This is a genomic window from Methylobacterium sp. CM6257 (assembly GCF_054611515.1).
Window position 1 is genome coordinate 3,014,014 of sequence record NZ_CM137735.1, and the last position, 26,940, is coordinate 3,040,953.

At 66.8% G+C, this 26,940-nt stretch carries 30 protein-coding genes, 2 tRNA genes and 1 pseudogene; 14 read left to right on the forward strand and 19 right to left on the reverse strand.

What is annotated here, in order from left to right; genetic code table 11:
* Position 1 precedes the first annotated feature (1 nt).
* Positions 2-193, reverse strand: coding sequence for a hypothetical protein (locus ACYCO6_RS14685; RefSeq protein WP_192709409.1), 192 nt, complete (start codon positions 191-193; stop codon positions 2-4).
* Positions 194-530: 337 nt separating this feature from the next.
* On the opposite strand from ACYCO6_RS14685, the gene ACYCO6_RS14690 reads away from it, so the two are divergent.
* Positions 531-1,706: an MFS transporter gene (locus tag ACYCO6_RS14690; protein ID WP_459772487.1), complete on the forward strand. Its 1,176-nt coding sequence runs from the start codon at positions 531-533 to the stop codon at positions 1,704-1,706.
* Here ACYCO6_RS14690 and cobD read toward each other — a convergent pair.
* Positions 1,699-2,718, reverse strand: a complete 1,020-nt coding sequence (cobD, locus tag ACYCO6_RS14695; RefSeq protein ID WP_459772489.1) for a threonine-phosphate decarboxylase CobD — start codon at positions 2,716-2,718, stop codon at positions 1,699-1,701. The genes ACYCO6_RS14690 and cobD overlap by 8 nt on opposite strands.
* Between cobD and cbiB the strand changes: the two genes are divergently transcribed.
* Together cbiB and ACYCO6_RS14705 are read left to right on the forward strand one after the other, a co-directional pair.
* Positions 2,710-3,708 (forward strand): adenosylcobinamide-phosphate synthase CbiB, encoded by a 999-nt coding sequence (gene cbiB / locus ACYCO6_RS14700; protein WP_459772491.1) that lies wholly within the window; start codon positions 2,710-2,712, stop codon positions 3,706-3,708. The genes cobD and cbiB overlap by 9 nt on opposite strands.
* A gap of 173 nt (positions 3,709-3,881) precedes the next feature.
* Positions 3,882-4,796 (forward strand): NAD(P)-dependent oxidoreductase, encoded by a 915-nt coding sequence (locus tag ACYCO6_RS14705; protein WP_459772493.1) that lies wholly within the window; start codon positions 3,882-3,884, stop codon positions 4,794-4,796.
* 4 nt (positions 4,797-4,800) lie between these two features.
* Here ACYCO6_RS14705 and ACYCO6_RS14710 read toward each other — a convergent pair whose 3' ends face one another.
* The 5 genes from ACYCO6_RS14710 to cobU form a co-directional block, all read right to left on the reverse strand.
* Complete coding sequence (locus tag ACYCO6_RS14710) at positions 4,801-5,025, reverse strand: hypothetical protein (protein WP_459772495.1); 225 nt, start codon at positions 5,023-5,025, stop codon at positions 4,801-4,803.
* 52 nt (positions 5,026-5,077) lie between these two features.
* Entirely contained in the window at positions 5,078-6,421 is a 1,344-nt protein-coding gene (locus ACYCO6_RS14715) for an MFS transporter (protein WP_459772496.1), read from the reverse strand.
* A gap of 83 nt (positions 6,422-6,504) precedes the next feature.
* Positions 6,505-7,947 (reverse strand): cobyric acid synthase, encoded by a 1,443-nt coding sequence (locus ACYCO6_RS14720; RefSeq protein WP_459772497.1) that lies wholly within the window; start codon positions 7,945-7,947, stop codon positions 6,505-6,507.
* A 35-nt stretch (positions 7,948-7,982) separates the two neighbouring features.
* Positions 7,983-8,585, reverse strand: a complete 603-nt coding sequence (cobO, locus tag ACYCO6_RS14725; protein ID WP_459772499.1) for a cob(I)yrinic acid a,c-diamide adenosyltransferase — start codon at positions 8,583-8,585, stop codon at positions 7,983-7,985.
* The gene (cobU, locus tag ACYCO6_RS14730; protein ID WP_459772500.1) at positions 8,582-9,109 is read right to left on the reverse strand and encodes a bifunctional adenosylcobinamide kinase/adenosylcobinamide-phosphate guanylyltransferase; all 528 of its coding nucleotides are present in this window, start codon (positions 9,107-9,109) and stop codon (positions 8,582-8,584) included. Before cobU ends, cobO begins: the two co-directional genes overlap by 4 nt.
* Positions 9,110-9,214: 105 nt before the next feature.
* Here cobU and ACYCO6_RS14735 point away from each other — a divergent pair.
* The 3 genes from ACYCO6_RS14735 to ACYCO6_RS14745 all read left to right on the forward strand — a co-directional run bounded on the left by ACYCO6_RS14735 (position 9,215) and on the right by ACYCO6_RS14745 (position 10,633).
* Positions 9,215-9,290: transfer RNA gene (locus tag ACYCO6_RS14735), tRNA-Glu, on the forward strand.
* Between the two features lie 192 nt (positions 9,291-9,482).
* Entirely contained in the window at positions 9,483-10,352 is an 870-nt protein-coding gene (locus tag ACYCO6_RS14740; protein WP_459772502.1) for an ATP-binding protein, read from the forward strand.
* The gene (locus tag ACYCO6_RS14745; protein WP_459772503.1) at positions 10,346-10,633 is read left to right on the forward strand and encodes an STAS-like domain-containing protein; all 288 of its coding nucleotides are present in this window, start codon (positions 10,346-10,348) and stop codon (positions 10,631-10,633) included. Before ACYCO6_RS14740 ends, ACYCO6_RS14745 begins: the two co-directional genes overlap by 7 nt.
* A gap of 447 nt (positions 10,634-11,080) precedes the next feature.
* On the opposite strand, the gene ACYCO6_RS14750 is transcribed toward ACYCO6_RS14745, so the two are convergent.
* From ACYCO6_RS14750 to ACYCO6_RS14775, 6 genes are all read right to left on the reverse strand, one after another.
* Complete coding sequence (locus ACYCO6_RS14750) at positions 11,081-11,317, reverse strand: hypothetical protein (RefSeq protein ID WP_459772505.1); 237 nt, start codon at positions 11,315-11,317, stop codon at positions 11,081-11,083.
* A gap of 24 nt (positions 11,318-11,341) precedes the next feature.
* The gene (locus ACYCO6_RS14755) at positions 11,342-11,839 is read right to left on the reverse strand and encodes a hypothetical protein (protein WP_459772507.1); all 498 of its coding nucleotides are present in this window, start codon (positions 11,837-11,839) and stop codon (positions 11,342-11,344) included.
* 44 nt (positions 11,840-11,883) lie between these two features.
* On the reverse strand, positions 11,884-12,315 hold the full coding sequence (locus ACYCO6_RS14760) for a hypothetical protein (protein WP_459772508.1): 432 nt from the start codon (positions 12,313-12,315) through the stop codon (positions 11,884-11,886).
* A 69-nt stretch (positions 12,316-12,384) separates the two neighbouring features.
* On the reverse strand, positions 12,385-13,071 hold the full coding sequence (locus tag ACYCO6_RS14765; RefSeq protein ID WP_459772509.1) for a hypothetical protein: 687 nt from the start codon (positions 13,069-13,071) through the stop codon (positions 12,385-12,387).
* Positions 13,072-13,244: 173 nt separating this feature from the next.
* Entirely contained in the window at positions 13,245-13,445 is a 201-nt protein-coding gene (locus ACYCO6_RS14770; protein WP_459772510.1) for a helix-turn-helix transcriptional regulator, read from the reverse strand.
* Positions 13,446-13,627: 182 nt separating this feature from the next.
* The gene (locus ACYCO6_RS14775; RefSeq protein ID WP_459772511.1) at positions 13,628-13,978 is read right to left on the reverse strand and encodes a hypothetical protein; all 351 of its coding nucleotides are present in this window, start codon (positions 13,976-13,978) and stop codon (positions 13,628-13,630) included.
* Between the two features lie 152 nt (positions 13,979-14,130).
* Here ACYCO6_RS14775 and ACYCO6_RS14780 point away from each other — a divergent pair, with 152 nt between their 5' ends.
* The gene (locus tag ACYCO6_RS14780) at positions 14,131-15,213 is read left to right on the forward strand and encodes a hypothetical protein (protein ID WP_459772512.1); all 1,083 of its coding nucleotides are present in this window, start codon (positions 14,131-14,133) and stop codon (positions 15,211-15,213) included.
* A gap of 102 nt (positions 15,214-15,315) precedes the next feature.
* On the opposite strand, the gene ACYCO6_RS14785 is transcribed toward ACYCO6_RS14780, so the two are convergent.
* The 6 genes from ACYCO6_RS14785 to ACYCO6_RS14810 all read right to left on the reverse strand — a co-directional run bounded on the left by ACYCO6_RS14785 (position 15,316) and on the right by ACYCO6_RS14810 (position 21,435).
* On the reverse strand, positions 15,316-18,492 hold the full coding sequence (locus ACYCO6_RS14785; RefSeq protein ID WP_459772514.1) for a bifunctional DNA primase/polymerase: 3,177 nt from the start codon (positions 18,490-18,492) through the stop codon (positions 15,316-15,318).
* A 71-nt stretch (positions 18,493-18,563) separates the two neighbouring features.
* Complete coding sequence (locus ACYCO6_RS14790; protein WP_459772515.1) at positions 18,564-19,076, reverse strand: hypothetical protein; 513 nt, start codon at positions 19,074-19,076, stop codon at positions 18,564-18,566.
* Positions 19,077-19,150: 74 nt separating this feature from the next.
* Positions 19,151-19,327: a hypothetical protein gene (locus tag ACYCO6_RS14795; protein WP_459772517.1), complete on the reverse strand. Its 177-nt coding sequence runs from the start codon at positions 19,325-19,327 to the stop codon at positions 19,151-19,153.
* Positions 19,328-19,492: 165 nt separating this feature from the next.
* Positions 19,493-19,672, reverse strand: coding sequence for a hypothetical protein (locus ACYCO6_RS14800; RefSeq protein ID WP_459772518.1), 180 nt, complete (start codon positions 19,670-19,672; stop codon positions 19,493-19,495).
* 85 nt (positions 19,673-19,757) lie between these two features.
* Positions 19,758-19,967: a helix-turn-helix domain-containing protein gene (locus tag ACYCO6_RS14805; RefSeq protein ID WP_459772519.1), complete on the reverse strand. Its 210-nt coding sequence runs from the start codon at positions 19,965-19,967 to the stop codon at positions 19,758-19,760.
* Between the two features lie 172 nt (positions 19,968-20,139).
* Positions 20,140-21,435: a tyrosine-type recombinase/integrase gene (locus ACYCO6_RS14810; RefSeq protein ID WP_459772521.1), complete on the reverse strand. Its 1,296-nt coding sequence runs from the start codon at positions 21,433-21,435 to the stop codon at positions 20,140-20,142.
* A gap of 135 nt (positions 21,436-21,570) precedes the next feature.
* Between ACYCO6_RS14810 and ACYCO6_RS14815 the strand changes: the two genes are divergently transcribed.
* From ACYCO6_RS14815 to ACYCO6_RS14845, 7 genes and pseudogenes are all read left to right on the forward strand, one after another.
* Positions 21,571-21,641 (forward strand) — tRNA-Ser (locus tag ACYCO6_RS14815).
* Positions 21,642-21,814: 173 nt separating this feature from the next.
* A pseudogene (locus ACYCO6_RS14820) lies at positions 21,815-22,071 on the forward strand (DDE-type integrase/transposase/recombinase); the annotation flags it as partial.
* Between the two features lie 247 nt (positions 22,072-22,318).
* Positions 22,319-23,524, forward strand: a complete 1,206-nt coding sequence (locus tag ACYCO6_RS14825; RefSeq protein WP_459772522.1) for an ABC transporter substrate-binding protein — start codon at positions 22,319-22,321, stop codon at positions 23,522-23,524.
* Between the two features lie 43 nt (positions 23,525-23,567).
* Entirely contained in the window at positions 23,568-24,422 is an 855-nt protein-coding gene (locus ACYCO6_RS14830; RefSeq protein WP_459772523.1) for a branched-chain amino acid ABC transporter permease, read from the forward strand.
* 11 nt (positions 24,423-24,433) lie between these two features.
* The gene (locus ACYCO6_RS14835) at positions 24,434-25,432 is read left to right on the forward strand and encodes a branched-chain amino acid ABC transporter permease (RefSeq protein WP_459772524.1); all 999 of its coding nucleotides are present in this window, start codon (positions 24,434-24,436) and stop codon (positions 25,430-25,432) included.
* Entirely contained in the window at positions 25,429-26,214 is a 786-nt protein-coding gene (locus tag ACYCO6_RS14840) for an ABC transporter ATP-binding protein (RefSeq protein ID WP_459772526.1), read from the forward strand. The genes ACYCO6_RS14835 and ACYCO6_RS14840 overlap by 4 nt, the downstream gene beginning before the upstream one ends.
* The gene (locus ACYCO6_RS14845; protein ID WP_459772528.1) at positions 26,211-26,924 is read left to right on the forward strand and encodes an ABC transporter ATP-binding protein; all 714 of its coding nucleotides are present in this window, start codon (positions 26,211-26,213) and stop codon (positions 26,922-26,924) included. Before ACYCO6_RS14840 ends, ACYCO6_RS14845 begins: the two co-directional genes overlap by 4 nt.
* Positions 26,925-26,940 lie beyond the last annotated feature (16 nt).

Below are 26,940 nucleotides of genomic sequence, written 5' to 3' on the forward strand. Positions count from 1 at the left end.
CTCAGAGCCGCTCGGCCACGGTGGCGAGGTCAGCCCGCTCCCGCCAGTCGCCGACGCCGTGCTGGCGGGCGAAGCGGAGCTCGGCCGCGCGCCGGGCGCGCTCGGGGTCCCGTGCCCGCGTGATCTCGACGGACCCGATCGTGAACGGCACCCCGAGGATCTCCTTGGCGAAGTCGACGCGGTAGTTCGGCATCCCGTACTCCCTGCTGCGGCGGTCCCGGATGCGTCCGCACGGAACGAAACCGCCCTCTCATTCGTAGTCTCGGGCGAAACCTGGATCGGCTCGGCGCCCGGGACATGTGCCTGCGGCGTCCGCCCACACATGGGCGGCGTGAACCGCATCAATCGCATATGGTGCGGCCGCGGCCGCGGTGAAGGGGCCCGCAGCGTGCCGGCAGGGATGCGCCGCCGCCGCTTGCCGGGCGGCGCGCTCTCCCCGTATCGCTCGCGCCCCTGCCGTTTTCTCCCCCACACCCGGACCCGACCATGGCCCTTCCGCGGCGGCGTGCCTGCCTGCCCTCGACCCAGCCGTGACAACCGTCCTCGACGCGAAGGCCCGGCTCGGCCTGACGCTGATCGCCGGCGGGGCCGTCGCCAACATCTACTACAATCAGCCGCTGCTCGGGCTGATCGTCGCCGAGTTCGGCGACCGCGCCGCCCTGTGGGTGCCGACCACGGCACTGGTCGGCTACGGACTCGGCATCGTCGGGCTCGTGCCCCTGGGTGATGCGCTCCCGCGCCGCGCCCTGATCGTGTGGCAATGCCTCGGCCTCGCCCTGGCCCTGCTGGCGGTGGGCCTCGCTCCGAATCTCGCGAGCCTCGCGCTCGCCCATCTGGTGGTCGGTGCCCTCGCCAGCGCGGCCCAGCAGGCCGTGCCGTTCGCGGCCGAGCTCGCCCCCGACGCGAGCCGCGGGCGGATCGTCGGCCAGGTCATGACCGGCCTGCTCACCGGCATCCTGCTCGCCCGCACGGCGAGCGGCTTCCTGGGCGCCCATCTCGGCTGGCGGCCGGTCTTCCTCGTCGCGTCCTTCCTGGCGCTCGCCATGGCGGGCATCGCCCGGGCCACCCTGCCCCACACGGTGCAGACGCATCCCCTGCGCTACCGCGCCCTGATGCTGTCGATCCTCCATCTTGCCCGCACGCAGCCGGTCCTGCGCACCGCGAGCCTGTCGCAGGCGCTGCTGTTCGCCGCCTTCAACGCCTTCTGGGCGACGCTGGCGCTGCTGGTGGAGGGGCCGCCCTTCGCGCTCTCCGCGGCCGGGGCGGGCCTGTTCGGGGTGATCGGCGTCTGCGGCGCCTTCGTCGCACCCATCTCGGGCCGCTTCACCGACAGGCGTGGGGCGAAGCCCGTGGTGCTCGGCGGCAGCCTGCTGGTCGCCCTCTCCTTCGTGGTGCTCTGGGCCGGGGGCACGTGGTCGCTGACCGCGGTGGCGCTCGGCGTGCTGCTCATCGACATCGGCATGAACGGCGCGCTCATCGCCAACCAGACCCGCGCCTACGCCCTGGTCCCCGGCGCGCGCGGACGCATCAACACCGTGCTGTTCACGACCCTGTTCGTGTTCGGGGCGCTCGGCGCCTATGCCGGCTCGCAGGCCTTCCTGCTGGTCGGCTGGCCGGGGGTCTGCGCGGTGGGCCTCGCCTTCTCGGCGCTGGCCGTGATCGTGGCGGCCCGCGATCCGCACCCCCCCGGAGCGCGGTCTATTTGAGGACCCGCGACAGGCGGCACCAGCTCGCCTTTCCGGCCGGAAGACCGAAGCGGAGGCGCTCCGGGCGCTCGGCGAAGCGCCGCACCGCGATACCGGCCGCCGCAAGCCGCCGGTAGAGGTCCGGCCCGTCGGGGAAGTCGGCGGTCCGGAACAGGCACGTGCCGCCGACGATCCGGCCGCCGGCCCGGGCGATCAGCCGGTCGAGACGGGCCGCGTCCGCGGCCCGCGCCCGGGCGGCCTCCGCGCGCCACGCCGTATCCGACAGGGCCGCGCGCCCGATCGCCAGGGCGGGGCCCGATACCGACCAGGGACCCAGCGCCTCGGCGATCCGGGCCGCCGTGCCGGGGTCGGCGACCGCGAAACCGAGGCGCAGCCCCGCGAGCCCGTAGGTCTTGCCGAAGGAGCGCAGCACCACGAGCCCCGGCCTCGCGTGCCGGCACAGGCTCTCCACGGGCTCCAGATCCGCGAAGGCCTCGTCGGCGACCAGCAGACCGCCCCGGGCGCCGAGCGCCTCGGCCAGGGCGCGGCGCTCGGCGAGCGGATGGGTCCGCCCGTCCGGATTGTTGGGATCGACGATCACCGCCACCCGGGCGTCGCCGATGGCCTCGGGCCCCGTGACCTCGCTCACCCCGTGCCCGGCCCGCCGCCAGGCGGCGGCGTGCTCCCCATAGGTCGGGCCGAGCACCGCGACCCGGGTCGGCGCCAGGAGCCGGGGCAGGGTCTCGATCAGGATCTGGGTGCCGGGAGCCGGCACCACCTGGGCAGCATCCGGCGCGCCGTAGGCCGCGGCGGCCGCTTCCCGGAGGACCCGGACCTCGGCGGCCTCGGGCAGCCGCGTCCAGGCGCTGGCCTCCACCGGCGGCACGCGATAGGGGACCGGATTGATCCCCGTCGAGAGGTCGAGCCAGGGCTCCGGCGCGTCGGGAAAGGCCAGTCGCAGCCCGCCGAGATCGCCGCCATGGGCGATCGAGGCGACCTCACGCGCGGGAACGCTCCACACCGAATGGTCCATCCGCCCGACACGCTTGCCGTCCTCATCCTCGCCCTCGGGATCGAGGCGGCGGCCGGCTATCCGGACGCGCTCTACAGGGCCGTCGGCCACCCTGTCACCTGGATCGGCCGGCTGATCGCCGCGCTGGAGCGGAGCCTCAACCGCGGCTCCGAGCGGCGGCGCCGGATCGCGGGCTGCCTCGCCCTCGCACTCCTGCTCGCCGCAGTCGGCCTGCCGGCGCTCGCTTTGACGGCGCTCGCCGGCCTCGCCGGCCCCCTCCCCGCCCTGCTGCTCCTCGGCCTCCTCTGCGCGAGCCTGCCGGCGCAGCGCAGCCTGCACGACCACGTCGCGGCGGTGGAGAGCGCCCTGCGCGAAGGCGGCCTGGAGGCCGGGCGCCGGGCCGTGGCGATGATCGTCGGGCGCGACCCCGAGCGCCTCGACGGACCGGCGGTCTGCCGCGCCGCCATCGAGAGCCTGGCGGAAAATTTTTCCGACGGGATCGTGGCGCCGGCCTTCTGGATCGGCTGCCTCGGCCTGCCGGGGGGCGCGCTCTACAAGACGATCAACACCGCCGACAGCATGATCGGCCACCGGACGCCGCGCTACGCGGCTTTCGGCTGGGCGGCGGCCCGGCTCGACGACGGGGTGAACCTGCCGGCCTCGCGGCTCGCGGGCCTGCTGATCGCCGGGGCCGCCGCCCTGCGCGGCGCCGACGCGCGCGGGGCGCTCCGGGCGATGGCCCGGGATGCGCGCCATCACCGCTCGCCCAATGCCGGCTGGCCCGAATCCGCCATGGCCGGCGCGCTCGGCCTGCGGCTCGCGGGGCCGCGGGTCTATGGCGGCACCCTCGTCCCGGACGCCCATATGGGCGACGGCCGGGCCGAGGCTGCGGCCGGCGACATCGCCCGGGCGCTGATGCTCTACCGCACGGCCTGCTGGCTCCAGGGCGGGCTCGTGCTGGGGCTGCTCACCCTGGCGCTGTTCGCCCTGCCCCTGACGCTGGTGAGCTGACCCATACCGCCTTTGCGAGCGCAGCGAAGCAATCCGGAGCCGCGCGACACTGGCGAGCCTGGGGAGTCTGGGTTGCTTCGCTGCGCTGGCGAAGACGAGGGCGCGGTTCAATCAGGACTTGGCACGCTGCGCGCTCCGGACGCATCGTGACAGGACGGGGTAGGGAGAATCCGATGCGCGCGGTGTTCGTGGATGCCAACGAAACGCTGGCGGCGGTGGCCCGGCGGCTCCTGCGGCCGGACGACCCGCCCTTCGCGATCCACGCGGATCCCGGCATCGCCACGGCGGACCTGCCGGGGATCCTCGCCGGGGCCGAGATCGCCGTCATCGACCACACCGCCCTCCCCCTCGACGTGGCCCGGGCCTGCGCGGGCCTGAAGCACGTGGTGTTCCTCGGCACCGGCGCCCGCAGCTACATGGACCCGGAGGCGCTCCGGGACGCGCTCGGCGTCGCGGTCCACACTATCAAGGGCTACGGCGACACGGCGGTCGCCGAATGCGCCTTCGCGCTGATGTGGGCCGCCGCCCGGGGCCTGGCCGAGATGGACCGGGGCATGCGCGCGGGCTCCTGGCCGCGCCGGGAGGCGATCCAGCTCACCGGCAAGACGGTGGGCCTCGTCGGATTCGGCGGGATCGCGGCCGAGATGGCACGGCTCTGCCGGGGCGTCGGCATGCGGGTGCTCGCCTGGAACCGGACCCCAAAGGCCCATCCGGACGTCGCCTTCGTCCCGCTCGCGCAGCTGCTCGCCGAGAGCGACGTGGTCTCGCTCCACCTACTCCTGACCGACGAGACCCGCGGCTTCCTGTCGGCCGCCCGCATCGCCGCGATGAAGCCGGGTGCCCTCCTGATCAACACCGCCCGGGGGGCGGTGATCGACGAGGCCGCCCTGGTGGGGGCGCTCCGCGCCGGACGGATCGCGGGTGCCGGGCTCGACGTGTTCACGGTCGAGCCGCTGCCGGCCGATCATCCCCTGGCCGACCTGCCCAACGTCACCCTCTCGGCGCATTCCGCGTTCCGCACGCCCGAGGCCAGCGACAACCTGATCAGTGCCGCCCTCGACCATTGCCGGCGGATCGCCGCCGGCTGAGACGTCAGTGCTCGGTGCCCGGCATGTTCGGCCGCGGCGCGCCGCCGTGGTGGTGAATCAGATTCGAGCGGGCCGGATCGCCCTTCAAGTCGGCGACCTGTTTCCGGGCCGCCGCGGCCAGGAACCAGATGCCGCCGAGCGTCCCGAAGGCGAGGATCAGAAGCGGGAATCCCTGACTCATCGCGGTGCCCTCCTTGGTCCAGGCCCGCGGGATACGGGTCTGCATCATATTGCCGGATTTCCCGGCATGAGGAACCATAACGCAGGGATCTGCCGCAGGTTCAGGCCGGCCGCGCCGCGGTCGGCATCGCCCGCCGGGCCGCGTCCCGGCGCAGGGCGGAAAGCACCACGAACATGAGGCCGGCCCCCACGGCGAGGCACGCGGCCAGGAACAGCATCGGCACGAGATCGCTCTTGGTCTGGTCGCGGATGAACGGCACCGCGTTCTGCGCAACGAAGCCGCCGAGATTGCCCACCGAGTTGATCGCCGCGATCCCGGCCGCCGCCGAGGCGCCGCGCAGGAAGGTCCCGGGCATCGACCAGAAGACCGGCTGAGCCGCGAAGGTCCCGGCGGCCGCCACGCACAGGCAGGCGAATTTCACCGCGTTGCCCGGCAGGATGACGCTGAGCGCGAGCCCGGCCGCCCCGACCAGCGCCGGCCCGACCACGTGCCAGGTCAAGGCGTCGCCCTGCGCGCCCGTGCGGGCGGCGTGGCGCGGGACCCACCACAGGGCGAAGGCCGTCGCCATCCAGGGGATGATGTTGAGGAACCCGTTGGTCAGGTTCGAGACGCCGAAGCCCTTGACCACGGTGGGCAGCCAGTAGCCCAGGCCGTAGGCGGCGAGCGGCAGGGAGACGTAGACCCCGGCGAGCATGAGCACCCGCCGGTCGAGGAGCGCCGCGAACGGGTTGCCGTGATCGACGTGACCGCCATCCTCGCGCTCGGTGCGGAGCGCGCGGGCGAGCCAGTCGCGCTGGGCCTGCGACAGCCAGGGCGCGGTCTCGGGCCCGTCCGGCAGGACGAGCAGCACCACCGCGGCCATGAGGATCGCCGGCGCGCCGGTGGCCAGGAACACCCATTGCCAGCCCTGGAGACCCAGGAGCCCATCGAGGCCGAGCAGCGCCCCGCCCACGGCGGCGCCGACCGCGTTGGCGATCGCGCTCGCGATCATGAACCAGCCGATCATCCGCGCCCGGTGCGCCTGCGGGAACCACAGGGTCAGCGCGAACAGCACGCCGGGGAAGAAGCCGGCCTCCGCGGCGCCGAGCAGGAAGCGCAGCACGTAGAACATCGCCGTGCCCTGGGTGAAGCCGAGCAGGACCGTGACGATCCCCCAGGTGATCATGATCCGGGCGAACCAGATCCGCGCGCCGACCCGCTCCAGGAAGACGTTGGCCGGCACCTCGAACAGGAAGTAGCCGAGGAAGAACAGCGAGGCCCCGAGCCCGTAGGCGGTCTCGCTCAGGCCGAGACTGCCGACCATCTCCAGCTTGGCGTAGGAGACGTTCTGCCGGTCGATATAGGCGATCAGGTAGAGCAGGCCGAGCAGCGGCATCAGCCGCAGGGTCACGGTGCGGACGGTGCTCGCGGCGAGATCCGCGCCGACTGGGGCGTGCGTGGGCATCCGGCGTTCCTCGCGTAGGCCGACGGCCCTTCGTGGCGAGGGCCTGCCGAATCACATGAGTTAGCCTGTGGCTGGGATGGCCCCTACCGGGCAAGCGCCAGGAGGCGCTCGCAGTCGACATGGGCCGCAATGTGTCGCGCGAGGCCGTCGAGGGCCGCCTCGACCCCGGCTTCGTAGCCCCCGCCCTCGGAGACGGTCCCGAGCCGCGCGAGCCACGCCGCCCGCTGGGCATCGTGGGCGAACAGGCCGTGGACGTAGGTCCCGGCCACCCGCCCGTCCGCCGAGACCGCCCCGTCGGTGCGCCCGTCGGCGAATCGCAGCAGCGGCCGGGCCGCGTCGGGACCCTCCGTCGCGCCGATATGCATCTCGTAGCCGGAAAACGGCACGGCATCGGGCAGGCTCGTGCCGCTGACCGCGGCGAGGCGCTTCTGAGGCGTCATCACGGTGTCGACGTCGAGGAGCCCGAGGCCCGGCACCGTGCAGGGTGTGCCCTCGATCCCGTGCGGATCCGCGAGGCTCCTGCCCAGCATCTGGTAGCCGCCGCACAGGCCGAGCACCCGGCCACCCCGCCGGACGTGGGCGTGCAGGTCGATGTCCCAGCCCTCGGTGCGGAACCGGTCGAGGTCGTCGATGGTGGTCTTGGAGCCCGGCAGCAGCACGAGGGCGGCCTCGGCAGGAATCGGCATCCCGGGCCGGACCAGCACCACCGACACGCCCGGCTCCGCCCGCAGCGGATCGAGATCGTCGAAATTGGCGATGCGCGGCAGAACCGGCACCGCCACCGTGACGGCCTCCGCCCCGCGCGGTCCTGAGCCCGCGAGCCCCAGCACGTCCTCCGCCGGCAGGCGCGCGGCTTCCGGAAAGTGCGGCACGAGGCCCAGAGCCGCCCAGCCGGTCCGCTCGGCGATCATCCGCATGCCGTCGGCGAACAGGCTCGGATCCCCGCGGAACCGGTTGACGATGAAGCCGGCGATCAGGGCGGCATCCTCCGGGTCGATCACCGCTTTGGTGCCGACGAGACTCGCGATCACCCCGCCCCGGTCGATGTCGCCCACCAGCACCACCGGCGTGTCGGTGGCCCGGGCGAAGCCCATATTGGCGATGTCGCCCGCGCGCAGGTTCACCTCGGAGGCCGAGCCCGCGCCCTCGACGAGGACCAGATCGGCTTCCTCCGCGAGGCGGGAAAAGCTCTCCAGGACGGCGGGCATGAGCCGGGGCTTCCAGGCCTGGTAGTCGCGCGCCTTCACGGTGGCGACCATCCGGCCCTGCACCACCACCTGGGACCCGACCTCGCTCTGCGGCTTCAGAAGCACCGGGTTCATGTGGACCGTGGGCGCCACCCGGGCGGCGCGGGCCTGAAGCGCCTGCGCGCGGCCGATCTCGCCGCCGTCCTGCGTCACGGCGGCGTTGTTCGACATGTTCTGCGGCTTGAACGGCCGCACCCGCAGGCCCCGGTTCGTGAAGGCGCGCGCGAGCCCCGCCACGATCAGCGACTTGCCGACATCGGAGCCGGTGCCCTGGATCATCAGGGCCTTCCTGAAGGCCTTCTCGCGCGGCGGGCTCAGAACTCGATTCCTTCCTGCGCCTTCACGCCGGCGGAGAAGTGGTGCTTGACGCTGCCCATCTCGGTCACGAGGTCGGCGGCCTCGATCAGCGCCGGCTTGGCGTTGCGGCCCGTGACGACGACGTGCAGGTCCGGCCGGCGACGCGTGAGCGCCGCCAGCACCGCGTCGAGGTCGAGGTAGTCGTAGCGGAGCGCGATGTTCAGCTCGTCGAGGACCAGCAGGCGGATCGTGGGATCGGCCATCAGGCCTTCGGCGACGTCCCAGGCGTGGCGGCAGGCGGCGATGTCCCGGGCCTTGTCCTGCGTCTCCCAGGTGAACCCCTCCCCGAGAGTGTGCCACGCGACCCGGTCGCCGAAGGCCGCCACCGCATGGCGCTCGCCCGTGTCCCAGCCGCCCTTGATGAACTGCACCATGCCGACCCGCCAGCCGCGGCCGAGCGCCCGCAGCATCAGGCCGAGGGCGGCCGTGCTCTTGCCCTTGCCGGACCCGGTATGGACGAGGAGCAGGCCCTTCTCGATGGTCTTGGCCGCCACCTCGGCGTCCTGCACGGCCTTGCGCTTCTCCATTTTCTCGCGGTGGCGCGTCGCGTCGTCGCTCATGCGGAGGCTCCGGGTTTCACGGTCAGCGGCAGGCCCGCCACGGTGAGCACGACCCGGTCGGCCTGGGCCGCGAGCTGCTGGTGCAGACGGCCGGCTTCGTCGCGGAATCGGCGGGCGAGGGCGTTGTCGGGGACGATCCCGAACCCGACCTCGTTGCCGACCAGGACCAGCGGTCCCGGCGCGCGGGCGCAGGCGGCGCGCAGCCGCTCCGCAGCGTCCACCACGTCGGCCTCCGCCAGGATCAGGTTGGTGAGCCAGAGCGTCAGGCAATCGACCAGAACGGGCCCTTCGGACGCGGCGACCGCCTCCGGCAGGGCGAGCGGCACGTCCCGGGTGCGCCACGCTCCGGCCCGCCGGGCGCGGTGCTGGGCGATGCGCGCGACCATCTCGTCGTCGAAGGCCTGGGCAGTGGCCAGATAGAGCCACGGGCCGGGACAGGATTCGATCAGACCCTCCGCGTAGGCGCTCTTGCCGGACCGCGCTCCGCCGAGGACGAGCGTCATGCGAGGAGGGGGCTGTGGCATGTCCCTCCATCGCCGCAACCCGGCTCGCGGTCAAACCTGGATCCCGCGGCGCTTCGACGGTTGCCGGCCGCTCCGGGTCCGACTATAGAACCCCGGCCCAGCCGAGCGCCCTTCGTCTAGCGGTCCAGGACGTCGCCCTTTCACGGCGAAAACACGGGTTCGATTCCCGTAGGGCGCGCCAGGGTTTTCAAGCACTTAGCCCCGCCAAAGCGGGGCTTTTTATTTTTGTGGGGAGTTTCTGGGGAGAATCCGCTTCGGCGGGCTCCGGTGTGGCTGTTCCCGCTGCGGCTCGGCGTAAACTCGATCTGAGAGATGCAATCCGTAGATGCCTGCCCTTGCGTCGACTGCCCCAAATTCCTGCCCAATAGTCGAGTTGCCCCGGCGCCTCGACGGAACGAACCTGTCGACCGTCCTCGAAAGGCTCGTTGCCTCCTCACCTGACGGTCTGCCGGACTGCCTGTCCTTCGACTTTGCGAAGCTCAGTTTCGTGCGGCCCGTTGGCGTGACATTTCTGAGCAACTTGGTCCATTGGCTCGACGCAAACGGGTGCAAGGTCAACTTCTCGAACCTGAGTGGCGGTGCTGAGGCTCTTCGCTATCTCGACGACTCCCTGTTTTTCGAGCAGCACGCAGGTGCAAAGCTCAATGCCGCTGCGGCCCCTCGGGCCACAACCAAGCCTCTGCGCTTCGTACTGCGCGATGAAGTGCACGGATGGCTGCGCCTTGATCTCATACCGTGGCTTGCGGCGAGACTTGGCATCACCACAGCTTCGCTGGTTAGCTTCCAGACGTGTATTTCAGAAGTATTCAACAACATCGCTGATCATGCAAAGCTTGAAATCGGGAGTATATTCGTTCAGCACTTCCCGAATGAGAACTGCATTCACATTGCTGTAGCCGACTTCGGGCTCGGAATACCGGCATCAATCCGCCGTGTCATGCCTGGCCTGACCGATGAGGAGGCCGTTGTGAAGGCCGTTGAAGAGGGTTTCACCTCGCAGAGCACCCCACGCAATCGGGGAGCGGGCTTGGATTTCCTGCTTCGAACAGTCGCGTCGCATAATAAGGGCACGGTAACTATCTACTCGTCACACACGGTCGTACGGTTCGATGATCCTGGAACTGGGATTCGATCTACGGTGTTGACAAGCCGCGGGTTTTGCCCTGGAACCACCATCGACATTCGGCTCAAAACCGATACGATCGAAGAAATAGAAGACACGAGAGAGGCCCTGGAATGGTAGTGCGCATCCTTGATGCCACCCCCGCCGCCGACACAAACGGTCAGGGTGAGGCCGTTTTGGCACGTCTGCTCGCTGCCCTTAATCGAGCCGAGGTGATCACGGTCTCGTTCGAGGGGGTGACAAACGTCACGTCCTCATTCGTTAATGCTGCTCTTGTACCCTTGCTCGAGACGATATCCTTCGGCGAGATCAAGAGGCGCGTTCGCATCATCGACTCCAATCGTCAGATCAACGACATGATCAAGCGTCGGCTGGAGCGCGAGGCCTTGGTTGACGCGTGAGCCGCGCTGGCTTGAACTTAGAAGCAAGCCCCGCTTCGGCGGGGCTTTTATTTTTGCAACTAGTTGCACGCCCTGGGCCCAATAGCGATCCAGAGCATAGGTTGACTTTCCTCGAATTGCACTATAGCCTCGCGCCGTCTCGGCCCGAGACGGCGCGAGGCTATAGTTCGATTGCGGCCGAGTTGATTAGCTAAGTTCCTGATTCTAAAGCATTTTTTCTGGAATTTAATCTTATTAGGTCTGATTGAGTGTCGCGACGCCGTATCCCGGCCGCTTGGATGTGAAGCTGAACGTTAAAGTCGCCGCGCGAGACGTGCGTGACGTTCCCGCCCGCCGTGCCGGCGCCAGCCGCCACGACCTGAGAAGCCGACGGGGAGCGCATAGAGGGGGCGCCATCGGCCGAGCCGATCGAGGCGAGCCGTTTGTCCGGTTCGTCTCGACGCGCCCCTAGCCGTTCGGAACGAAGATCTCGGGGCCGCGCTCGCCGACGAGGTACGGCACGCCAGAGCAGACCGGGCCGCCGAGGGCGCGAGCCTTGCCCGCCGGGACCTGATTTGCCGGGGGCGAGGCGACCGGACCGCGGGGGAGCGACGGGGCGCCGCCAATCCCGCTACGGATCTCGCCGTCGATCGTCCTGAACGGCGCCGCGACGACCGACTTCGTCCCGGCCCAAAGCGACTGCATGGCCGATTTGCCGGCCGCGAACAGTTACGCCCCGAGCGCCGCAACCTGACCGGGGAGCGCCGAGATCGCGTTGACGACCGCCGCCGCCTGACCGGCGCCCTCGCCCCAAGACTTCCACTTCTCGCCGCCCTCGTCGATCGGACCGAGAACCTTCATGACCCACGAATAGACGGACTGCAGCGCCGAGACGATTGAGGTCACGGCCGAGGCCACGCCAGGGCCTAGCGCCTTCATGAAGCTGTCGGCGAATGACGTGAAGAACGTTGCGATCCCCGACGAGCTGTTCGCGATCCACACGCCGAGCGCCGTGAGGGCGGTCACGACGGCCGCGACCGCGATCCCGATCGGATTCGAGACGAGCAGCATCAGGGCCGCGGGGATCGCCCGAAGGGCCGCGATCGGGAACATGAGCACGGAACGGCCGACCGAGAGCAGGCCGGCGCCCATGGCCGCCAGGACGGCCCGTGAGGCTCCGACGGTCCCGAGAGCGACAAAGGGCTCTCGGACCTCGCGCGAAGCCACCCCACGGCCTTCTAAATGACGGAAAACGCATCAGACGCGAGAGCCTACCGGCCCCGCGCTGCGCGCCCGGCTTCGAGGATCGCGCGTACGGCCAACTCATCATGGTCGACGACGGAGCCTGACTTCTTCGCGGGGCCGCGAAGTGAGGGGAAGACTGGTTCTCGCAGGTCCATCTTGCCGGCCAACTGCGCGAGTCGTTCCGTGGCCGAGAGCTTAGGCGCGGCCTCGGGCTTGAGAAGCGAGGCGGCAAGAACTTTCGGTACGCTCGGCGCGGACTTGAGAGGCGGAGGGGCCGGCTTCACCACGGCGGCCCTGGAAAAGGCCTGTGCCGCCTCGACCTCCCGAAGAAGGTCGCTCCGCACGATCGCCCGAAGCGCATCGATGCTCACAGGCGGCGGAAGGCCAGCTAACGCGCGGTCGTCGCACGCCTTCTGAAGGCGCCGCTCAACCTCGATCCTGATCTCGCTTTCGAACATCTCACGCTTTCCTCGACTTCGAACCCGCGCCAACACCACCGAATGGCGCGGGGTTATGAAGCGCGCCGACTACCGTTCGCCCTCGCGCCGCGGATCGTCATGCGGCGACGGCACGAGCGCCGGAACGGGCTCGTACTTCCGAGGCCGAGTGCGATCGACATAGCCGCGAGGTTCGGCCTTCTCGGCAAGGACGTGCCGAGGCCAGTGACTGGCTTCGCCGTGGCGAAGGGCCGGCAATTGCCGGATCACGTCGAGGATCGACTCCGGCCCCTCAACAGGCCGCGGTTCGACAGTTACGCCGTCGCGTGCGGGGACAGGCTCACCGCTCACCCAACGGATCGAGCCGCGGGGCGCATCTTCAAGGGGGCCAACCACCCGGCCAAGGTGCGTTCCCTCGGCGTTCGGCCAAGACGCGCGCCAGCGGCGCGGCGCGGCGCGAAAGCCCTGCGGAGCCGGTAGGTTGATCGTCTCGCCGAGTTCGCGAGCGCGATCCCTCAGCGCCGCTGCGGAGTCATAATAATCCCTGAGGTCTGCCAGGATCGACGCGAGGGCCGCGGCAGCCACATCGTACTCCGCTTCGAGGCGCAACCGGACGGCTTCGCCCTGACGGGTCGCCGCGACCACGTCGGCGCGGAACGCCTCTCGCCGCTCGACCTGAAGAGCCTCGGCATGGGCCTTCCGAAGCTCGCGGATCGCATGTTCGGCGACCATCACGGACCGTTCCGCGGCCAGCGTCTCGGTATCGGCTTCGGCCATGCCCTTTTCGTCGAGGTCAGTGAGGGCCGTGCTGTGCTTCAACGCGGCGGCGTCGATCCGAGCCTGAGCCGCGGCACGCGCCGTCGTGCGGCGCTCGATCTCCGCGGCGATCTCGGCCGAGGTGAGCGGGGCGGCCGAGCGCCCCCGGCGCGGGAAGATCTTGTCGAGGATGCTCATGCGACACCCCCGACGGTGCGCGCCTTGAGGTACTTCACGAGTTCGATGTTCGAGTAAAGCGCCTTCCGGGGAGAAAAGCGCACTACGGCGGGGCCTTCGCCCTTCCGCTCCATCTCGCGCAGCGTTACGACGCTGACGCCGAGCAGTTCGGCGACTTCGGCGCGCGTGCAAAAATCTTTAGAACTGACTTCGGTCATTTCGAACCTTTGTGGCTGTTATTAGCGACAGGCTCGATTAGACCCCGCTTAACCGCGCTTGTCGGGGCTGTTTGAATCGCCCCAAACGAAAAAAGGCGGGCGACCGAAGTCGCCCGCCAAGTCGCCGAGGAAGGATTGGAGTATGCCGGCCCCACGCCCGCAGCGCGGGGCTGATCGCGTCGCTATTCGGCGGCGCCAGAAATGGAAGGACTCTCGCCCGACTGCCTGAGCGCCTTCATGTGGTGCCCGCGGTAGGCAACCTCGGCGGTCAGTCGGATCGCGTCGGGCATGGCGAGATCAAGCCGTTCGGCGATGGGTCGAAGAGCCTCGACGATCTCCGGCGGCAGGGCGCGTGCGGTCGGGATGGGGACGAACTCGAAGTTCAGATGTCCGAGAACGGCTTCGATCGAGTCCAGATTCGGGCGGTTCTTGTGACGCCACGCCTTGATCGTCGGGCGATTCACCCCCGAGCCGGCCTCGACGGCATCATAGGTCTGTCCTTGGCGGCGCATCTCAGCGAAGACGAGCTTCACATGAGGGCCGCCTCGCTCGGGAATCGTGACCGTCGAGGGGCGGCGCTTTCGCGGCGTGATGGAGCGGCTGAAGGTAGAAGGCATGTTGCGATTTTGATGATCGCCGTCGAGAAGAGGAGTATGATCGGGTAGCGCAGTGACGGAGGGTCATAATGAGCTCGAAAGAAGAAATGCACGCTTTTGTCGCCTTTGCTAAGCGGCATGGAAATCCAACGATGGATTTTTTCAATGCGTATTCGTCAATATATCGATTGGAGTCCCTCATAGAAGACGCCAATAAAATCAAGGGTATGTTTGAAAAATTTGAGCCGGAAGAAGAACGATGGTTTCCTTGGATCGGGACCGAGCTTTGCTCATATTATGCTGTCGGTTGCGTGACGTGTCTTGAATGGCATGTACGGTCGAGACTGGTTGATCTATTCACATACAAGCCTTCGGCGCTCAAATCGACGGATATTCAAGGCAAGGTCAATGATAAGATAGTCCCTCAAATGATCGCTCAAAATGCGACAGTAGCTCAGCTAATCGGCGCGGCCACGAACATTGGAAGTTTCCAAACATACATGGCGCATTTCGTCAGAATATTTTCGGAAATCGGCATTGCCGGCGATCCATATAAATCTGTTGTAAGAGATGCTCTGGGCGAGGCCGCGCTTGTCGAGAGCCAATTTGAAGAACTCGAAGACCTGTTCCGATTTAGAAACACGCTAGTCCATGAGATCGGAGTTGAAGTTTTAGGTCACGCGAATATCCGAGAGGGCTGGGATCCAGGCACTTCGATCGAAAAATTGAGCCTAACACTGAGACTCATACGCGGAATCGAGCGTGCTATTCTTGATTTTGGGCCAAGCGACTTTCCAAATAGGGTCACAGAGACGGGGATACCAATTCCTCAGCTGGATATGCTTATGGGAAAACTTGATAATCTCGAAACAAAATTGAGGAAGACTCTAGCCAATACATCCATCATGACATGGGACGGCCAGCATGACGCATATGAAAAAGCGCAGGATTTGTTTCATCAATCAGTTGCGGAAGAAGAGCATTTTATAACTTATACTCCACTGCTGCATTCAAAGTATATGGATCAGAAAACGCCGCTTAAAGTCAAACTGTACAAAGACCGGGTGGATTATCTTGAGATGATGCTTGATATGATTAGGTCTATGTATGACATAGACTCAGAGGCCGATGACGAGGCCAAGGGCGGCCCTGCGGAATCAGAAATCCGATAAAAAAATCTCGTACCAAGCGGGAAGGGGCGATCGTGCGTCACCCGCATGGGGGCGGGGTCTAAAGGGACCCATGCACATAGCGACACGTTTCGGTGCGCTCGGTCATGCTTCGGGCGCGGGTCTATCGACTTCGCTTTCGCCCGCGCTCGCCGCAGCAATCATGCTGGCCCAATCATGCATCCGCTTGCCGATAAGACGCCCGACCCGCTCAAAGGATGGCCGCGCCCACGTCTTTCCGGCTCGCTTCACAGTGATCCGGTCGATCGGTCCGAGCCCGCGTTCCCCGAGCCAGCGCTTCAGGACGTTCGGACCCTTCGGCCCATTCGGCAGGACGGCGATCTCAGTCGGCGCGAAGCGGCCCGCGCGCTTTGCCTCGATAAGGCTGACGCTCACCCCAAGGTCTATATAAGAGTCCATATTAGACCTAAGGGTGAGCCTCACGGCTTCCGACATATTTTGAGCCGCTTTCGGGCTCGGCGCGAGGTCGGGGAACGCTGCCTGAATATCGGACGCGGCAGTCAGGATAACGCCTTCAGCCGCCATGTCGGCCCACGCCCCGAGGCGGACGGCGTTCCATTCCTCGACGCGGTCGACCGTGATCGGCAGAGGCACGTCCGTTACGAGATCGAGGAAGAACGCGTCGCCGGGGCCGCGGCGCAACGGGCGAAGCCGCCCGATCGCCTGAATCAACTGCCCCTCGCAAATCTGCCAGCGCAACGCCTCGACGACCGGGTCGGGGTGTCGGTAATGCTCGATCGGATAGTTCGATCCGTCTCTGAGCCTGACTGCGCCGGGAACGCGGGGATACCAGCGGCGCTCGCCGGGCTTAAGCACAGCCTCGGCAACCTCGACGGGAGCGCCGGTCAGCGTGCCCGCGTCGGCCTCCATGGAGAAGATGGGCGGCATTGCCTGCCCGATCACGATCATGCCGGCGACCTTCTCCATGTCATTCCGACCCGAGAGGCCGTTGAAGTGGCCGGTCACGACGTTTGCCGGCAGACCCAACCCGACGAGGCGTTCTTCGACCGCCGCCTGAGCAATGACCGCGACCTGCCGGGGATAGGCCAAGGCGGCCCGAAGCACGATCAGGCGGCGAAGGTCGTCAAAAGTGCGCGTGTTGCCCTCGCCCTTCCCGGTCAGCCCGAGCTTCGTCGACGAGACGGGCGCGCCGACGATCTGACGCACGAACCGGTGGGGGCTCCACTCGGCGGCAATCGACGCGACCTCGTCCACTTCGAGGCCAAGCACCGGCTCGATCACGCTCGGCGGAGGCGCCGTCGCATCGAGGATCAGGGTCGGCGCCCGCCAGGAAATATGCACGGTCGTGAGCGGCCGGAGTTCGATCATCCGAGCGCCGGACTCAGGTTCGCGGGTGAGCCGCATGCGACCGCTCCTCGGCGTTCCGCCGTCGAGGAATGCGGCGACTTCGTCCCACAAGGCGACGAGGTCGCGCGCAAGCCTGTTGCCTGCCCCGGTCTCGTCGGCTCGGCGTTTGCGCTCCCGAGGCTCCATCAGGGGAGTGATGCCCGGATCGACATATCGAGCCCGCTCGAAGTCGCGAGCCGATGCGGCATCGTCAGCGGTCAGGCCAGCCGCCACCAAAGCCGCACGAGACAGCGGCCCGTCTTCCGAGGCCCGCGCCCCGCGGATCAGCGCCTCCCGCCAAACCGTCATCTTCGAGGCGTTCTCAGCCCCGGCGAGAAGGCCCGCACTCTCGATTTCGTCGAGGGCGCGCGGGACGGGCTTCTGAGGAATGCCGCCCGAGGCGAACGCCTCGTCGATCACGAGCGCGTCGACCCGCCCGAGCGCCGCGGGAAGCGGCAGGAAGAGCATCGCATGAGTCACGATCCAGGCCTGAGGCGTCGCCTCGCGCTGGCGCATATACCCGCAGGTCTCGAAGTGCGGACAGCGCACGAAGCGCCGGGCTTTCGTGTCGTGCTGCTCGCACACGGTCTCGGCGATGCTCCACGCCCCGGCCTGACGAGCATCGGCGACGGCCTCAGGGTTGAGGCACATCGAGTGCCCCGGCGTCTCGGGATCGGGCCGTTCCCGGCCGCGCCATACGTCAGCAGTGATACCTTGCCGCGCGAGCCGGGCCGCAAGTTCATCGCCGAGGTCAACACGCGGCACCGCAAAGACCACGTTCAGGCCGGCGCGGATCGCGCGGGCGGCGGCAGTAACGGCGGCATCGGTCTTACCGACCCCGGCCTCGATCCTGAAGATCCGCCCCCGCGGCATCGGCTGAAGGAGCGCGCCGCCGCCATTGAAGATCGCGAGAGCGTTCCGGTACTCGGGGGCGTAGCGTTCGAAGAACTCGTCGACACCGGCACGGACAGCAGCCCCGGCCTCGGCGAGCGGGCGAGCGGCATCGTGATAGGTCGGCGCGACGGTCTCGCGCTTAGGCGGCAGCTTGGCGAGACCGCGCTTCACGCGATCGAGAGTGGCACGGGCCTTCGCCTCGGCTTCTGCCTTCGTCCACTCACGGCCCCCGACGATGGGCCGTGCGGTCGTCAGGAAGTTGGCCCAAGCGGCATCGGTCAGAGCTTCGACGGTCGGCGGATCGCCCCGCTCGGCGAACCCGCACGCGGCACGCCACACCAAGTTCGTAAGATGCGTCTCGCGACCGTCGACGACAAAGCCTTCGGCGTCCCGCACGACCTCGGCTGATCCGCCGCCCCCGGTGCGCTTGCGACCTGAGCCGGATGCGGAAAGGGGCAGGACGCCATTTACAAGGCTCAGGAAGGCCGCGACTTGCTCGGCCGTGATCTCGGGCGCTTCGTCAGGCGAGGCCGTCAGCGGGCTTTCTGCGCCGATCCAGCGGTACGGGCGCCAAGTGCTCCGGTGAATGCCGAAGGCGACGAACTGCGAGCCGACAGCCTGAATGTCGATCCCGTCGCCCGCCCCGTTCAACGCCTTGTGCGCTGACTTCGGCATAGCCTCGGCCGCACGATAGACGAGAAGGCGACGGGGAGCCCGGCCCTCGCGAATGAACGGCGTCGGCCCGAAGACCGAGAAGGCCATGCCCTGAATTTCTTCGACGAGCGCCGAGTCCGACACGTCGATATCGATGCCGATGACAGACCCGCAGGGTACGCCCGTCCCTTGCGCGTCGGGATACCGGCGCGCCAACGACTCGACCTCACGCCAAAGCGGAAGGGGCATGTCCTCGGCGAAGACGGCAAGGCGCTCCCAACGTGTGATCGCGGGGCGCTTCCCGTCGGCCTTGTGCTTGCCGTCATGCGGCGTGATCGGAATCGACGGCCAGCCGTTCTCGCGCATGCGAAGGCGGACTTCGAGCGCAGTCAGCCGGTCTACACCGGAGCGCGGAGGCTCGGGGGGCATGACGGCTCTCAGAGCGCCGCGGGGTAGCCGGTTACGGCTTTGGCCTCGGCGGCCATAAGCCGAGAGAGTCGGGCCTTCTGACGCTGAAGCGCCACCTTAGGGGGAAGACCCATCAAGCGGACCTCGGGCAAAATCTCGGCCTTCGGCAGATTCCAAAACGGACCGATCCGAGGGTCGCGCTTGGCGATTAGGTCTTCGGCTTCGAAGTAAGCAAGATCGGACGGGACATGAACGCTCGCATCGGTGTAAAGAGCGATGACGCGCACACGCCATCCGGACCGAAAGACGATCGTCAAACAATGAAATTCTAGAAGATCCGCATATTCGTGCGGACTTTGCGCATCGATGTGGCGCCATTCACGTATGATGTACGCCTTGAGAGGATCTTCGTCGAAAATCTTTGCGTCGTCGGATTCATGCGGACGGATCTCGGGCCGTTTATGGGGGCAATCTTTATGGTCAAAATCCTCGTCGGTAATTACCCAAAGACCTTGCGGCCTCGCCAGAAACTTGATACCCATTTTATCACCTGAAGCTAATCTAAGACCCATTCGGAAAGCCCTGACGCGCCAACGTCGGGGCTTTTTGCCGATCGCTATGCTTTTGCAGCCCGCGGCGTGCCCTCAAGATATGCGCGCCAGTCGCTCTCGTGGACGACCGTCGAGCGGCCGATCTTGCGAGCGACGAGCCGTCCTGCCGCAATGTCGGCGAAGAGCTTCGTTCTGCCGAAGGGCCCCCGGTTCACGAGATCTTTGATGCGCAGTACAGTCATTCGAACCTCATTCGTTCGGGGTTGATCGAGTTAGTTCACACGATCAGAGATATTTGCGTCAATGGGGCAAGAATTACTTTTCGGGGCACGAAATAAACAAAGGCCGGACGGAGGGGCCGTCCGGCTTTTATTTTAGGATTCCGTCTCGAAGGTGGAGCTTGCTCTTCAGGCGATTTCAGGCTCGGCGGGAAGCGCGACCGCGGCAGCAAGCGCCGCCAGGGCGCGAAGCGCCTTCGCGACGAGCGTGAGGTCGGTTGGCCCGAGATGAAGGCCGTCGGCCTCGGTGCCGTATCCGGCCTGCTCGATAGTTTCGGCAAGTTCGGCAGCGTGATCATGCTCGATCATATTCAGCCCCTTTGGACATGCGCCGCCGCTCGCCGGGCATTTGCCCGGCGTGGCGATCTGCCTGGATTGGTTTGGAAGGTGAGCGCTAGTTCATCCGCGCGCGGGCGGTGAACTTTTCTGCATCTGACCGGCGGATGATAGTGCGGCCTCGGACCTTGTAGGCGACGAGCGAGCGATCTTTGATCGCGCGGTAAGTGGTGGCCCGGCTAATTCGGGCCCATGCGCTGAACTCGTCGATCGTGAAATTTTCGAGTTCAGAAAAATTACTGGCCATTCGATCTTCGGTGCGGACCATATTGAGCCTCGTTGCGCCGCTGCGGGTCGCTCTGAGCCGTAGATGACACTCGGGCGCACACTCAAGAGGTTTTGGGGATAACTGAAATAAAAAATCTCTGATATCTGATGACATGACCGATTTAATCGGCGGTTTGGGGCACATGACCGATTAAGTCGGTCATGTTATTTGCTTAGCGACTGATCGAGACCACGGCATTTTCCCCGACGAGCCCCAGGTCGCCGAAGCTGGCGCGAATCGCTTGCGCGACGTAGCTCGGGGCGAGATGGGCGTAATGCTTCTTCGTCACGCGCGTGTCCGCGTGCCCTAACTGCTCGGCGATGACCTCGAGTGAGATGCCGCGCATCACGGCCGTGCTGGCATACGTGTGGCGCAGGATATGAAACGTCGCGGCGGGTTCGACATGAGCGCGGACCGAGGCCGCTTCGAGCGGGCGTTGCTGATGGGAGGCGCCCCAGGGTTTGCCGTCACTGCGAACGAAAAGGCCGTCGCGCGCGATCCTGCCAGCTACAAGCCCTTCGAAGAGCCGTTGCCCCTCGATGGTAAGCACGACGTGTCGCGCCCTCCCCGACTTCGACTTTCGGACCGCGAGCGTCCCTGCGTCGGGATTGAAGTCACCGACTCGCATGGCGATCAACTCCCCGTAGCGGCATCCCGTAAGAAGCGCGGCTTGCACGAGTTGCCGAAAGTCGGGCTCGCAGGCGTTCACGAGCCGCTTTTGCTCCGGCCCGGTCAGGTAGCGAACGATGGCAGAGTCGACTTCACGGAAGGGCTTGGCTTTGCGCCATGCCTCGTCGCTCGCAACATGGTTCTCGTGATAGGCGTGATTGAGAGCCGCCTTCAGGATCGTGAGAATCCGGTTTGCGGACGCGCGGCGAGCGCGAACAGCTTCGGGGTCGTCGCGATCGAGGTCGATTGACCGACGGGTCTCGGCCCCTGCTCGCGCCCGCACGAGCTTAGGCTTTACGGCTAATCCTTCGTGCCAGCGTCGGATGCGAACCGTCGTCAGCTTTCCGACCTCGACGCCGCCTAGGTCGGGCACAATGCGCGTGTCGGCATATCGGCGGTCGCTGTAGACCCCCTTTGAGCCCTTCCGCTCCCGAGCAGCGAAGTAGTCTCGCAAGGCCGCTTCGACGGTGTAGGGGCCAGCCGCAACGGCTTCGAGCCCGACGGCGACGCGCTCTTCCCGGCGCCACCATTCACGCGCCGCGGCCTGAGCCTGACTGAACGAGAAAGCGGTTTGACCATCGGCATCCTGAACATCGTCGGCCTTGCCGATCGCCGCCTCTCTGTATCCGGCCTTCTCGGCGTCCCAACGCCTCGCAAGCCATGCGCCGCCGCGCTTGTTTCTCCGGTAGCCGAGGGCAAGACCGCCATCGAGCGCTTTCCAATGCGGTTCGGTCCTAACGGGCAGTGCGAGCCGCGCCGTCCGGGACTCTAGCTTCGCATCACGAACCGTCCGAGCCATGCCCCCTGCCCTGCCCCGCTTTTCTGGGAAGAATTTGGGGAGTATACGTGTGGAAATTCGCTGCGACAACCTGAGAGTCACGCGCTACGTCAGTGCGTATCCCACTGTCTCATAACGATTTTATCTCTCGTCAGCGCGTACCAGAGCGTGTCAGTTGTCGCCCTTTCACGGCGAAAACACGGGTTCGATTCCCGTAGGGCGCGCCAGCAAAATCAAGCACTTAGCGCGAATGGCTGGAGGTGGTGTCCAGTTTGTGTCCCGTCCGACAGGCTGGCCAGCGCTGGACGAGACTGGATGGCCGTCGGCCATTTCATCGTTCTCGCCAGCCATTCTCAAATTGAAGCCACATTGACGCGGGGCTTTTTTCGCCATGGGTGCGGGCCTGCTGCCGCGCACGCCGGTGCACCACCTGACCAAGCATCTGCAGCAGGGGATCGAGAGGGGCCGCTTCCGGGTCAAACGAGCGATGCCTCGCGTCGGCGGCTTCCGGACCTTCCATACGGCCCGCCACACGATCTGCGGCTTCGAGGCGATGCTGTGGCTGCGCAAGGTCTTCAAGTTCTCAGGCGCCTGGCCCGCGCGCAGAACCAATTGCTGGCCTACTGCTTCGGATTTTCCGACGCGGACAAAGCATGAAAGCGGGATGGCAGAAGCCCTTCCGCGGCTTGCGTCCGGGTTTGCGACCCGCCCTCGCGCGGCACGTGATCGCTTCATGCCCGAGCCACGCCGCGAATTGAAGCGGAGGTCCGGTTGCCGCGAGCATCGTGGCGAGGGGTGTAATGACAGAGAGGCCGGCTTTTTCTCGCTGGCTCTGTATCTCCGCGGGACAATTGATGCGTATAGTTCGGATGATTCCCTAACCGTCACTGTTGCGGAGGCCGCCATGCTCACCCGTCGTGCATTCCTGACGCAGACCGCTCTCGCCGCCGCAGCGCTCAGTGCGCCGCCGCTGCTTCGCGGTGCTGCTGCAGTGGATGGTCAACTGGTGGTCGGCGCACCCCTGCCGATGTCAGGTGCCTTCGCGGCGAACGGGAAGTTTGCGGCGCTCGGAGCGACCTTCGCGGCCGAGGAGGCCGGCACGGTGCTGGGCCGGAAGGCCATCGCCCGCGATCTCGATACGGAGGGCAAACCCGCCACCGCGGCGCGCAGGGTTCAGGAGGCCATGGCCGAGGGCACGCGGCTCTTTGCCGGTGGGATCCTGTCCTCTGAAGCACTCGTCATGGGCAAGGAGGTGAGCAACGGCGGTGGCGTGTTCTTCACCACCGCGGGTGCCGACGAGATCACCGGTAAAGAGTGTAACCACGGCACCTTCCGCTGGAGCGTGCCTACCCACGGAGCGATCGCTCAGACCGTACGCCCCTTGATCGAGAAAATGCCGCAGGCGAAGCGCTGGTACACGATCACGCCGCAATACGTCTTCGGTGAAGGGCTGCTCAGCGCTGCCAAGGCAGTCTTCCAAGAGAAGGGTGTTGAGCATGTCGGCAACAGCTATCACTCACTCGCCGAGAAGGAGTTCAGTGGCTACCTGACGAATGCCATCGCAGCCAAGCCCGACGTGTTGCTGATCCTGAGCTTCGGTGCGCAATCCTCCGACACACTGCGGCAGGCGGTAAGCTTCGGGCTCAAGAAGCGCATGACCATCGTACTCGCTTGGGCTTCTGGCCTTGAGCAGTTCGAGGCGCTGGGTCCCGACTTGTGTGACGGCATCTACTTCGGCGCGCAGTACTGGCACGGCATCGACTCGCCGCTGAACAAGGCCCTCGTCGCCAAAGTGCGCGAGACGCGCAAATTCAGCCCGAACTACTCCTTTGCGGGCTCCTATCTTCTGACGAAGCTTCTGCTCGACGCGGCCGCCAAGGCCGGTTCCACCGACGGACCGGCCGTGACCAAGGTGCTCGAGGGCCTGACCTATGCGGGCCTCACGGGCGAGGAGGAAATCCGTGCCGCCGATCATCAGGTCATCAAGAACTACTACCTGCTGAAAGGCAAACCCAAATCCTCGATGGCTGATAAGGACGATTTCGTCGATATCGTCAGCTCCGGGAAGTCGTTCCTCTCGCCGGAGGCTGCGGGCTGCAAGATGACCTGAGCCGCACGCCCGGCGTCTTGGTCGCATCTGCACAGAGGCTCGCGTGACCTACCTGTTTCAGATCCTCAACGGCATCGGCCTGGGGATGCTCTATTTCCTGCTGGCGGTGGGATTGAGCGTCATCTTCGGCCTTTTGCAGTTCGTGAACTTCGCGCACGGGGCCTTCTACATGCTCGGGGCGTACTTCGCCTACGAGATGGTCGACAGGGGGGTGAGCTTCTGGCTCGCCCTGCCGCTGGCCTGCCTGGGTGTCGGAGCACTTGCCGCTCTGACCGAGGCGGTGCTGCTGCGTCGGATCTACGCCCAGGCGCACACCTTCCACATCCTCGCCACCGTCGGCCTCGCGCTGGTCGTGCAGGAGGTTGTGATCATCGTTTGGGGGCCGATCGGCGGCAATCTCGCGCCGCCCGACAGCCTATCCGGCGTCCTGATCCTCGGCGACTTCATCTACCCGGAATACCGGCTCTTCGTGATCGCGCTCACGGCGGTGCTCGCCGCCGGCCTTTGGTGGCTACTCGAGGGCACACGGCTTGGGGCGATCGTGCGGGCCGGGTCCGAGTCGCCCGAGAACATGGCACTCCTCGGCTATGACACGCGGCGCATCAACACGGCGGTGTTCGGGCTCGGTGCCGGACTCGCAGGCCTCGCTGGGGCACTCGCCGCGCCGATCCGCGGCGTCGACCCGTTCATGAGCGTCGAGGCGTTGAGCGTCGCCTTCGTGGTCGTGGTGATCGGGGGCATGGGTAGCTACGCCGGGGCTCTGGCGGCGGGGCTCGCGGTCGGTATCGCACAGAGCCTGATGGCGACGCTCTGGCCGGAAGGCGCAAGGCTGGTGATCTATCTCGGCATGGCCGCGGTCATCGTCATGATGCCGCGCGGCCTGTTCGGTCGAGCGTGAGGGGCCCCGCGATGACCCGCCTCCTCGAACGTCCCCTCGTCCATTTCGGTCTCGCCGCGGCAACTGTCCTTGCCCTGCCGCTCCTTCTGCGTTCGGGCACGCTCGCCAGCGAGATCTTGATCTACGGACTGGCCGCGGCGGCCTGCAACCTGCTTCTCGGCTACACGGGGCTGCTGTCCTTCGGCCAAGGCATTTTTTTTGGACTGGGCAGCTACGCAGCCGGCTTGCTCCTCCTGCGCGCCGACTGGCCGGCCGCGGCAATGCTGCCGGCCGTCGCCCTCGTCGGCGCCTCGGCCGCGACCGCAGTCGGTTGGCTCTCGATCCGGCGGCAGGGCGTCTATTTCGTGATGCTGACGCTCGCCTTCTCGCAACTGTTCTATTTCTTGGCTTACACGTTCAGCAACCTGACCGGGGGCGACAACGGCCTGCTCAATGTGCCACGCCCACAAATCGGGACTCGGGCGCTCGCGGATCCCTGGGCGTATTACGGCTTCGTAGCCGTGCTCTTCCTCGCGCTCTTCGCCGCTCTCCAGCGCGTGGCGCTCTCGACTTTCGGCCGCACCTTGCTGGCGATCCGCGACAACGAGGCCCGGGCGAGCGCCATCGGTTTCCCGGTGCGCGCCTTCAAGGTCGCGGCCTTCGCGATCTCGGGGGCCGTCACGGCGCTGGCAGGGGCGTTGCACGCGATGCTGATCGGCGTCGCCCCTCTTTCCAATATCGAGTATCACGCCAGCGAGACGCTGCTGATCATGACGATCATCGGCGGCAGTGCAAACCTGTTCGCCTCGGTGCTCGGGGCAGCATTCTACCTCGTCGCCGGCGATCTCCTCTCGGCGATCTGGCCGCGCTGGCTCCTGCTCCTCGGCGCTCTGCTTGTCGCCATCGCCTTGTTCATGCAGCGCGGTCTTTGGGGCCTAATCGAGCGGGCAGCCATCCTCTTCGCGCGGGGAACCCGCACGGAGACCGCATCCATCTCGGATAGAACCGTGCCGGAGGAGCGCCGCCCGTGAGCACGCCGGCATCAAGTCCCGAACCCGTTCTCGCTACCGAGGGTCTCGGCGTCCGCTACGGCGGCTTCATCGCCCTCAAGGACGTCTCCCTGCGGGTGCGCGAAAACAGTGTCCACGCGATCATCGGACCGAATGGCGCGGGCAAGACAACCTTGTTCCACGCTCTGACCGGCCGCATCCGTGCCGCGACCGGGCGGATCAGCCTCAGCGGCCGGGACATCACCCGCACCCGCGACGATGACCGGGTGCGGCTCGGCCTCGCCCGCTCGTTCCAGGTTACGAGCCTGTTCGCAAGCTTGAGCGTGCGTGAGAACCTGCGCCTCGCCGCGCAGGGGCGCACGCCCTGGTCGGCCCTAGCACCCTGGCGTCGCGTGCCGGAGCGCGACGCGACCCAGGATACCGTGGACGCGCTTCTGCGGCGGCTCGATCTCGCGGGTGCCGCCGAACGTGCGGCCGGCGAACTCTCGCACGGGCAGCAGCGCCGGCTGGAAGTCGGCATGGCCATGGCGGCCCGGCCCCGGGTCATCCTTCTCGACGAGCCCACCTCCGGGATGGGCACAGACGACATTGGCGCGATGACCGACCTCATTCGAGATCTTGGCCGCGATCACACGGTCCTGTTCATCGAGCACAACATGGGCATCGTGATGAACATCAGCGACACGGTCACCGTGATGCGCGCTGGCCAGGTCCTGGTCGAGGGACGGCCGGCAGAGGTGCGCGACGATCCGGAGGTGCGCCGAGCCTATCTCGGCAACATGATCACGGGAGACCTCCGATGAGCGCGGGCGCGGCGCTGCGACTCGACGACGTCCACGGCTACTATGGCAAAAGCCATATTCTCCAAGGCGTGAGCCTTGAGGTGCGGCCGAGCGAGATCGTCTGCTTGCTCGGCCGAAACGGTGCGGGCAAGACCACGACGTTGCGCAGCATCAGCGGCCTGCTGCCGCCACGCAGCGGCCGGGTGACGTTCGGCGGCAACGATCTCGCCGGCTGGACCCCCCATCGCGTCGCCCGAGCGGGCCTGTGCCTCGTACCAGAGGACCGCGGCATCTTCGGCCTGCTCACCGTCGAGGAGAATCTGCGAATTGCCGTCCGCAAGGGTGCACCTTGGTCGATCCGCGACATCTACCGGATCTTCCCGCGCTTGGAGGAACGACGGCGCAACGGCGGCGCCCAGCTCTCCGGCGGCGAGCAACAGATGCTCTCGATCGCCCGCGCCCTGCTCAACGGCCCGAAGCTCCTGATGCTCGATGAGCCGGTCGAGGGGCTCGCCCCTGTCATCGTCGAGGAAATCGTTGCGCAGATCCGCCTCATCCGCGACGCTGGGGTGCCGATCCTGCTCGTCGAGCAGAACCTCGCGGTCTGCACCAGCCTCGCAGACCGGCACTACATCCTTGAGCTCGGCCGCATCGTCTATCACGCCAGCGCGGCGGACTTCGCGCGGGACGAGGCGGCGCGCGATCGCTTCCTTGGCGTGAAGGCCCATTAGGCACCCTTCCCATCCG

Coding starts and splice junctions, on each gene's coding strand:
- ACYCO6_RS14710 (WP_459772495.1), bottom strand. CDS start 5,025: ATGATGCAGACCCGTATCCCGCGGGCCTGGACCAAGGAGGGCACCGCG.
- ACYCO6_RS14835 (WP_459772524.1), top strand. CDS start 24,434: ATGACCCGCCTCCTCGAACGTCCCCTCGTCCATTTCGGTCTCGCCGCG.
- ACYCO6_RS14780 (WP_459772512.1), top strand. CDS start 14,131: ATGAGCTCGAAAGAAGAAATGCACGCTTTTGTCGCCTTTGCTAAGCGG.
- cobO (WP_459772499.1), bottom strand. CDS start 8,585: ATGAGCGACGACGCGACGCGCCACCGCGAGAAAATGGAGAAGCGCAAG.
- ACYCO6_RS14745 (WP_459772503.1), top strand. CDS start 10,346: ATGGTAGTGCGCATCCTTGATGCCACCCCCGCCGCCGACACAAACGGT.
- ACYCO6_RS14750 (WP_459772505.1), bottom strand. CDS start 11,317: ATGCAGTCGCTTTGGGCCGGGACGAAGTCGGTCGTCGCGGCGCCGTTC.
- cobU (WP_459772500.1), bottom strand. CDS start 9,109: ATGCCACAGCCCCCTCCTCGCATGACGCTCGTCCTCGGCGGAGCGCGG.
- cbiB (WP_459772491.1), top strand. CDS start 2,710: ATGGTCCATCCGCCCGACACGCTTGCCGTCCTCATCCTCGCCCTCGGG.
- ACYCO6_RS14795 (WP_459772517.1), bottom strand. CDS start 19,327: ATGACTGTACTGCGCATCAAAGATCTCGTGAACCGGGGGCCCTTCGGC.
- ACYCO6_RS14810 (WP_459772521.1), bottom strand. CDS start 21,435: ATGGCTCGGACGGTTCGTGATGCGAAGCTAGAGTCCCGGACGGCGCGG.
- ACYCO6_RS14715 (WP_459772496.1), bottom strand. CDS start 6,421: ATGCCCACGCACGCCCCAGTCGGCGCGGATCTCGCCGCGAGCACCGTC.
- cobD (WP_459772489.1), bottom strand. CDS start 2,718: ATGGACCATTCGGTGTGGAGCGTTCCCGCGCGTGAGGTCGCCTCGATC.
- ACYCO6_RS14825 (WP_459772522.1), top strand. CDS start 22,319: ATGCTCACCCGTCGTGCATTCCTGACGCAGACCGCTCTCGCCGCCGCA.
- ACYCO6_RS14800 (WP_459772518.1), bottom strand. CDS start 19,672: ATGATCGAGCATGATCACGCTGCCGAACTTGCCGAAACTATCGAGCAG.
- ACYCO6_RS14760 (WP_459772508.1), bottom strand. CDS start 12,315: ATGTTCGAAAGCGAGATCAGGATCGAGGTTGAGCGGCGCCTTCAGAAG.
- ACYCO6_RS14685 (WP_192709409.1), bottom strand. CDS start 193: ATGCCGAACTACCGCGTCGACTTCGCCAAGGAGATCCTCGGGGTGCCG.
- ACYCO6_RS14705 (WP_459772493.1), top strand. CDS start 3,882: ATGCGCGCGGTGTTCGTGGATGCCAACGAAACGCTGGCGGCGGTGGCC.
- ACYCO6_RS14720 (WP_459772497.1), bottom strand. CDS start 7,947: ATGATCCAGGGCACCGGCTCCGATGTCGGCAAGTCGCTGATCGTGGCG.
- ACYCO6_RS14770 (WP_459772510.1), bottom strand. CDS start 13,445: ATGACCGAAGTCAGTTCTAAAGATTTTTGCACGCGCGCCGAAGTCGCC.
- ACYCO6_RS14805 (WP_459772519.1), bottom strand. CDS start 19,967: ATGGTCCGCACCGAAGATCGAATGGCCAGTAATTTTTCTGAACTCGAA.
- ACYCO6_RS14765 (WP_459772509.1), bottom strand. CDS start 13,071: ATGGCCGAAGCCGATACCGAGACGCTGGCCGCGGAACGGTCCGTGATG.
- ACYCO6_RS14845 (WP_459772528.1), top strand. CDS start 26,211: ATGAGCGCGGGCGCGGCGCTGCGACTCGACGACGTCCACGGCTACTAT.
- ACYCO6_RS14785 (WP_459772514.1), bottom strand. CDS start 18,492: ATGCGCGAGAACGGCTGGCCGTCGATTCCGATCACGCCGCATGACGGC.
- ACYCO6_RS14790 (WP_459772515.1), bottom strand. CDS start 19,076: ATGGGTATCAAGTTTCTGGCGAGGCCGCAAGGTCTTTGGGTAATTACC.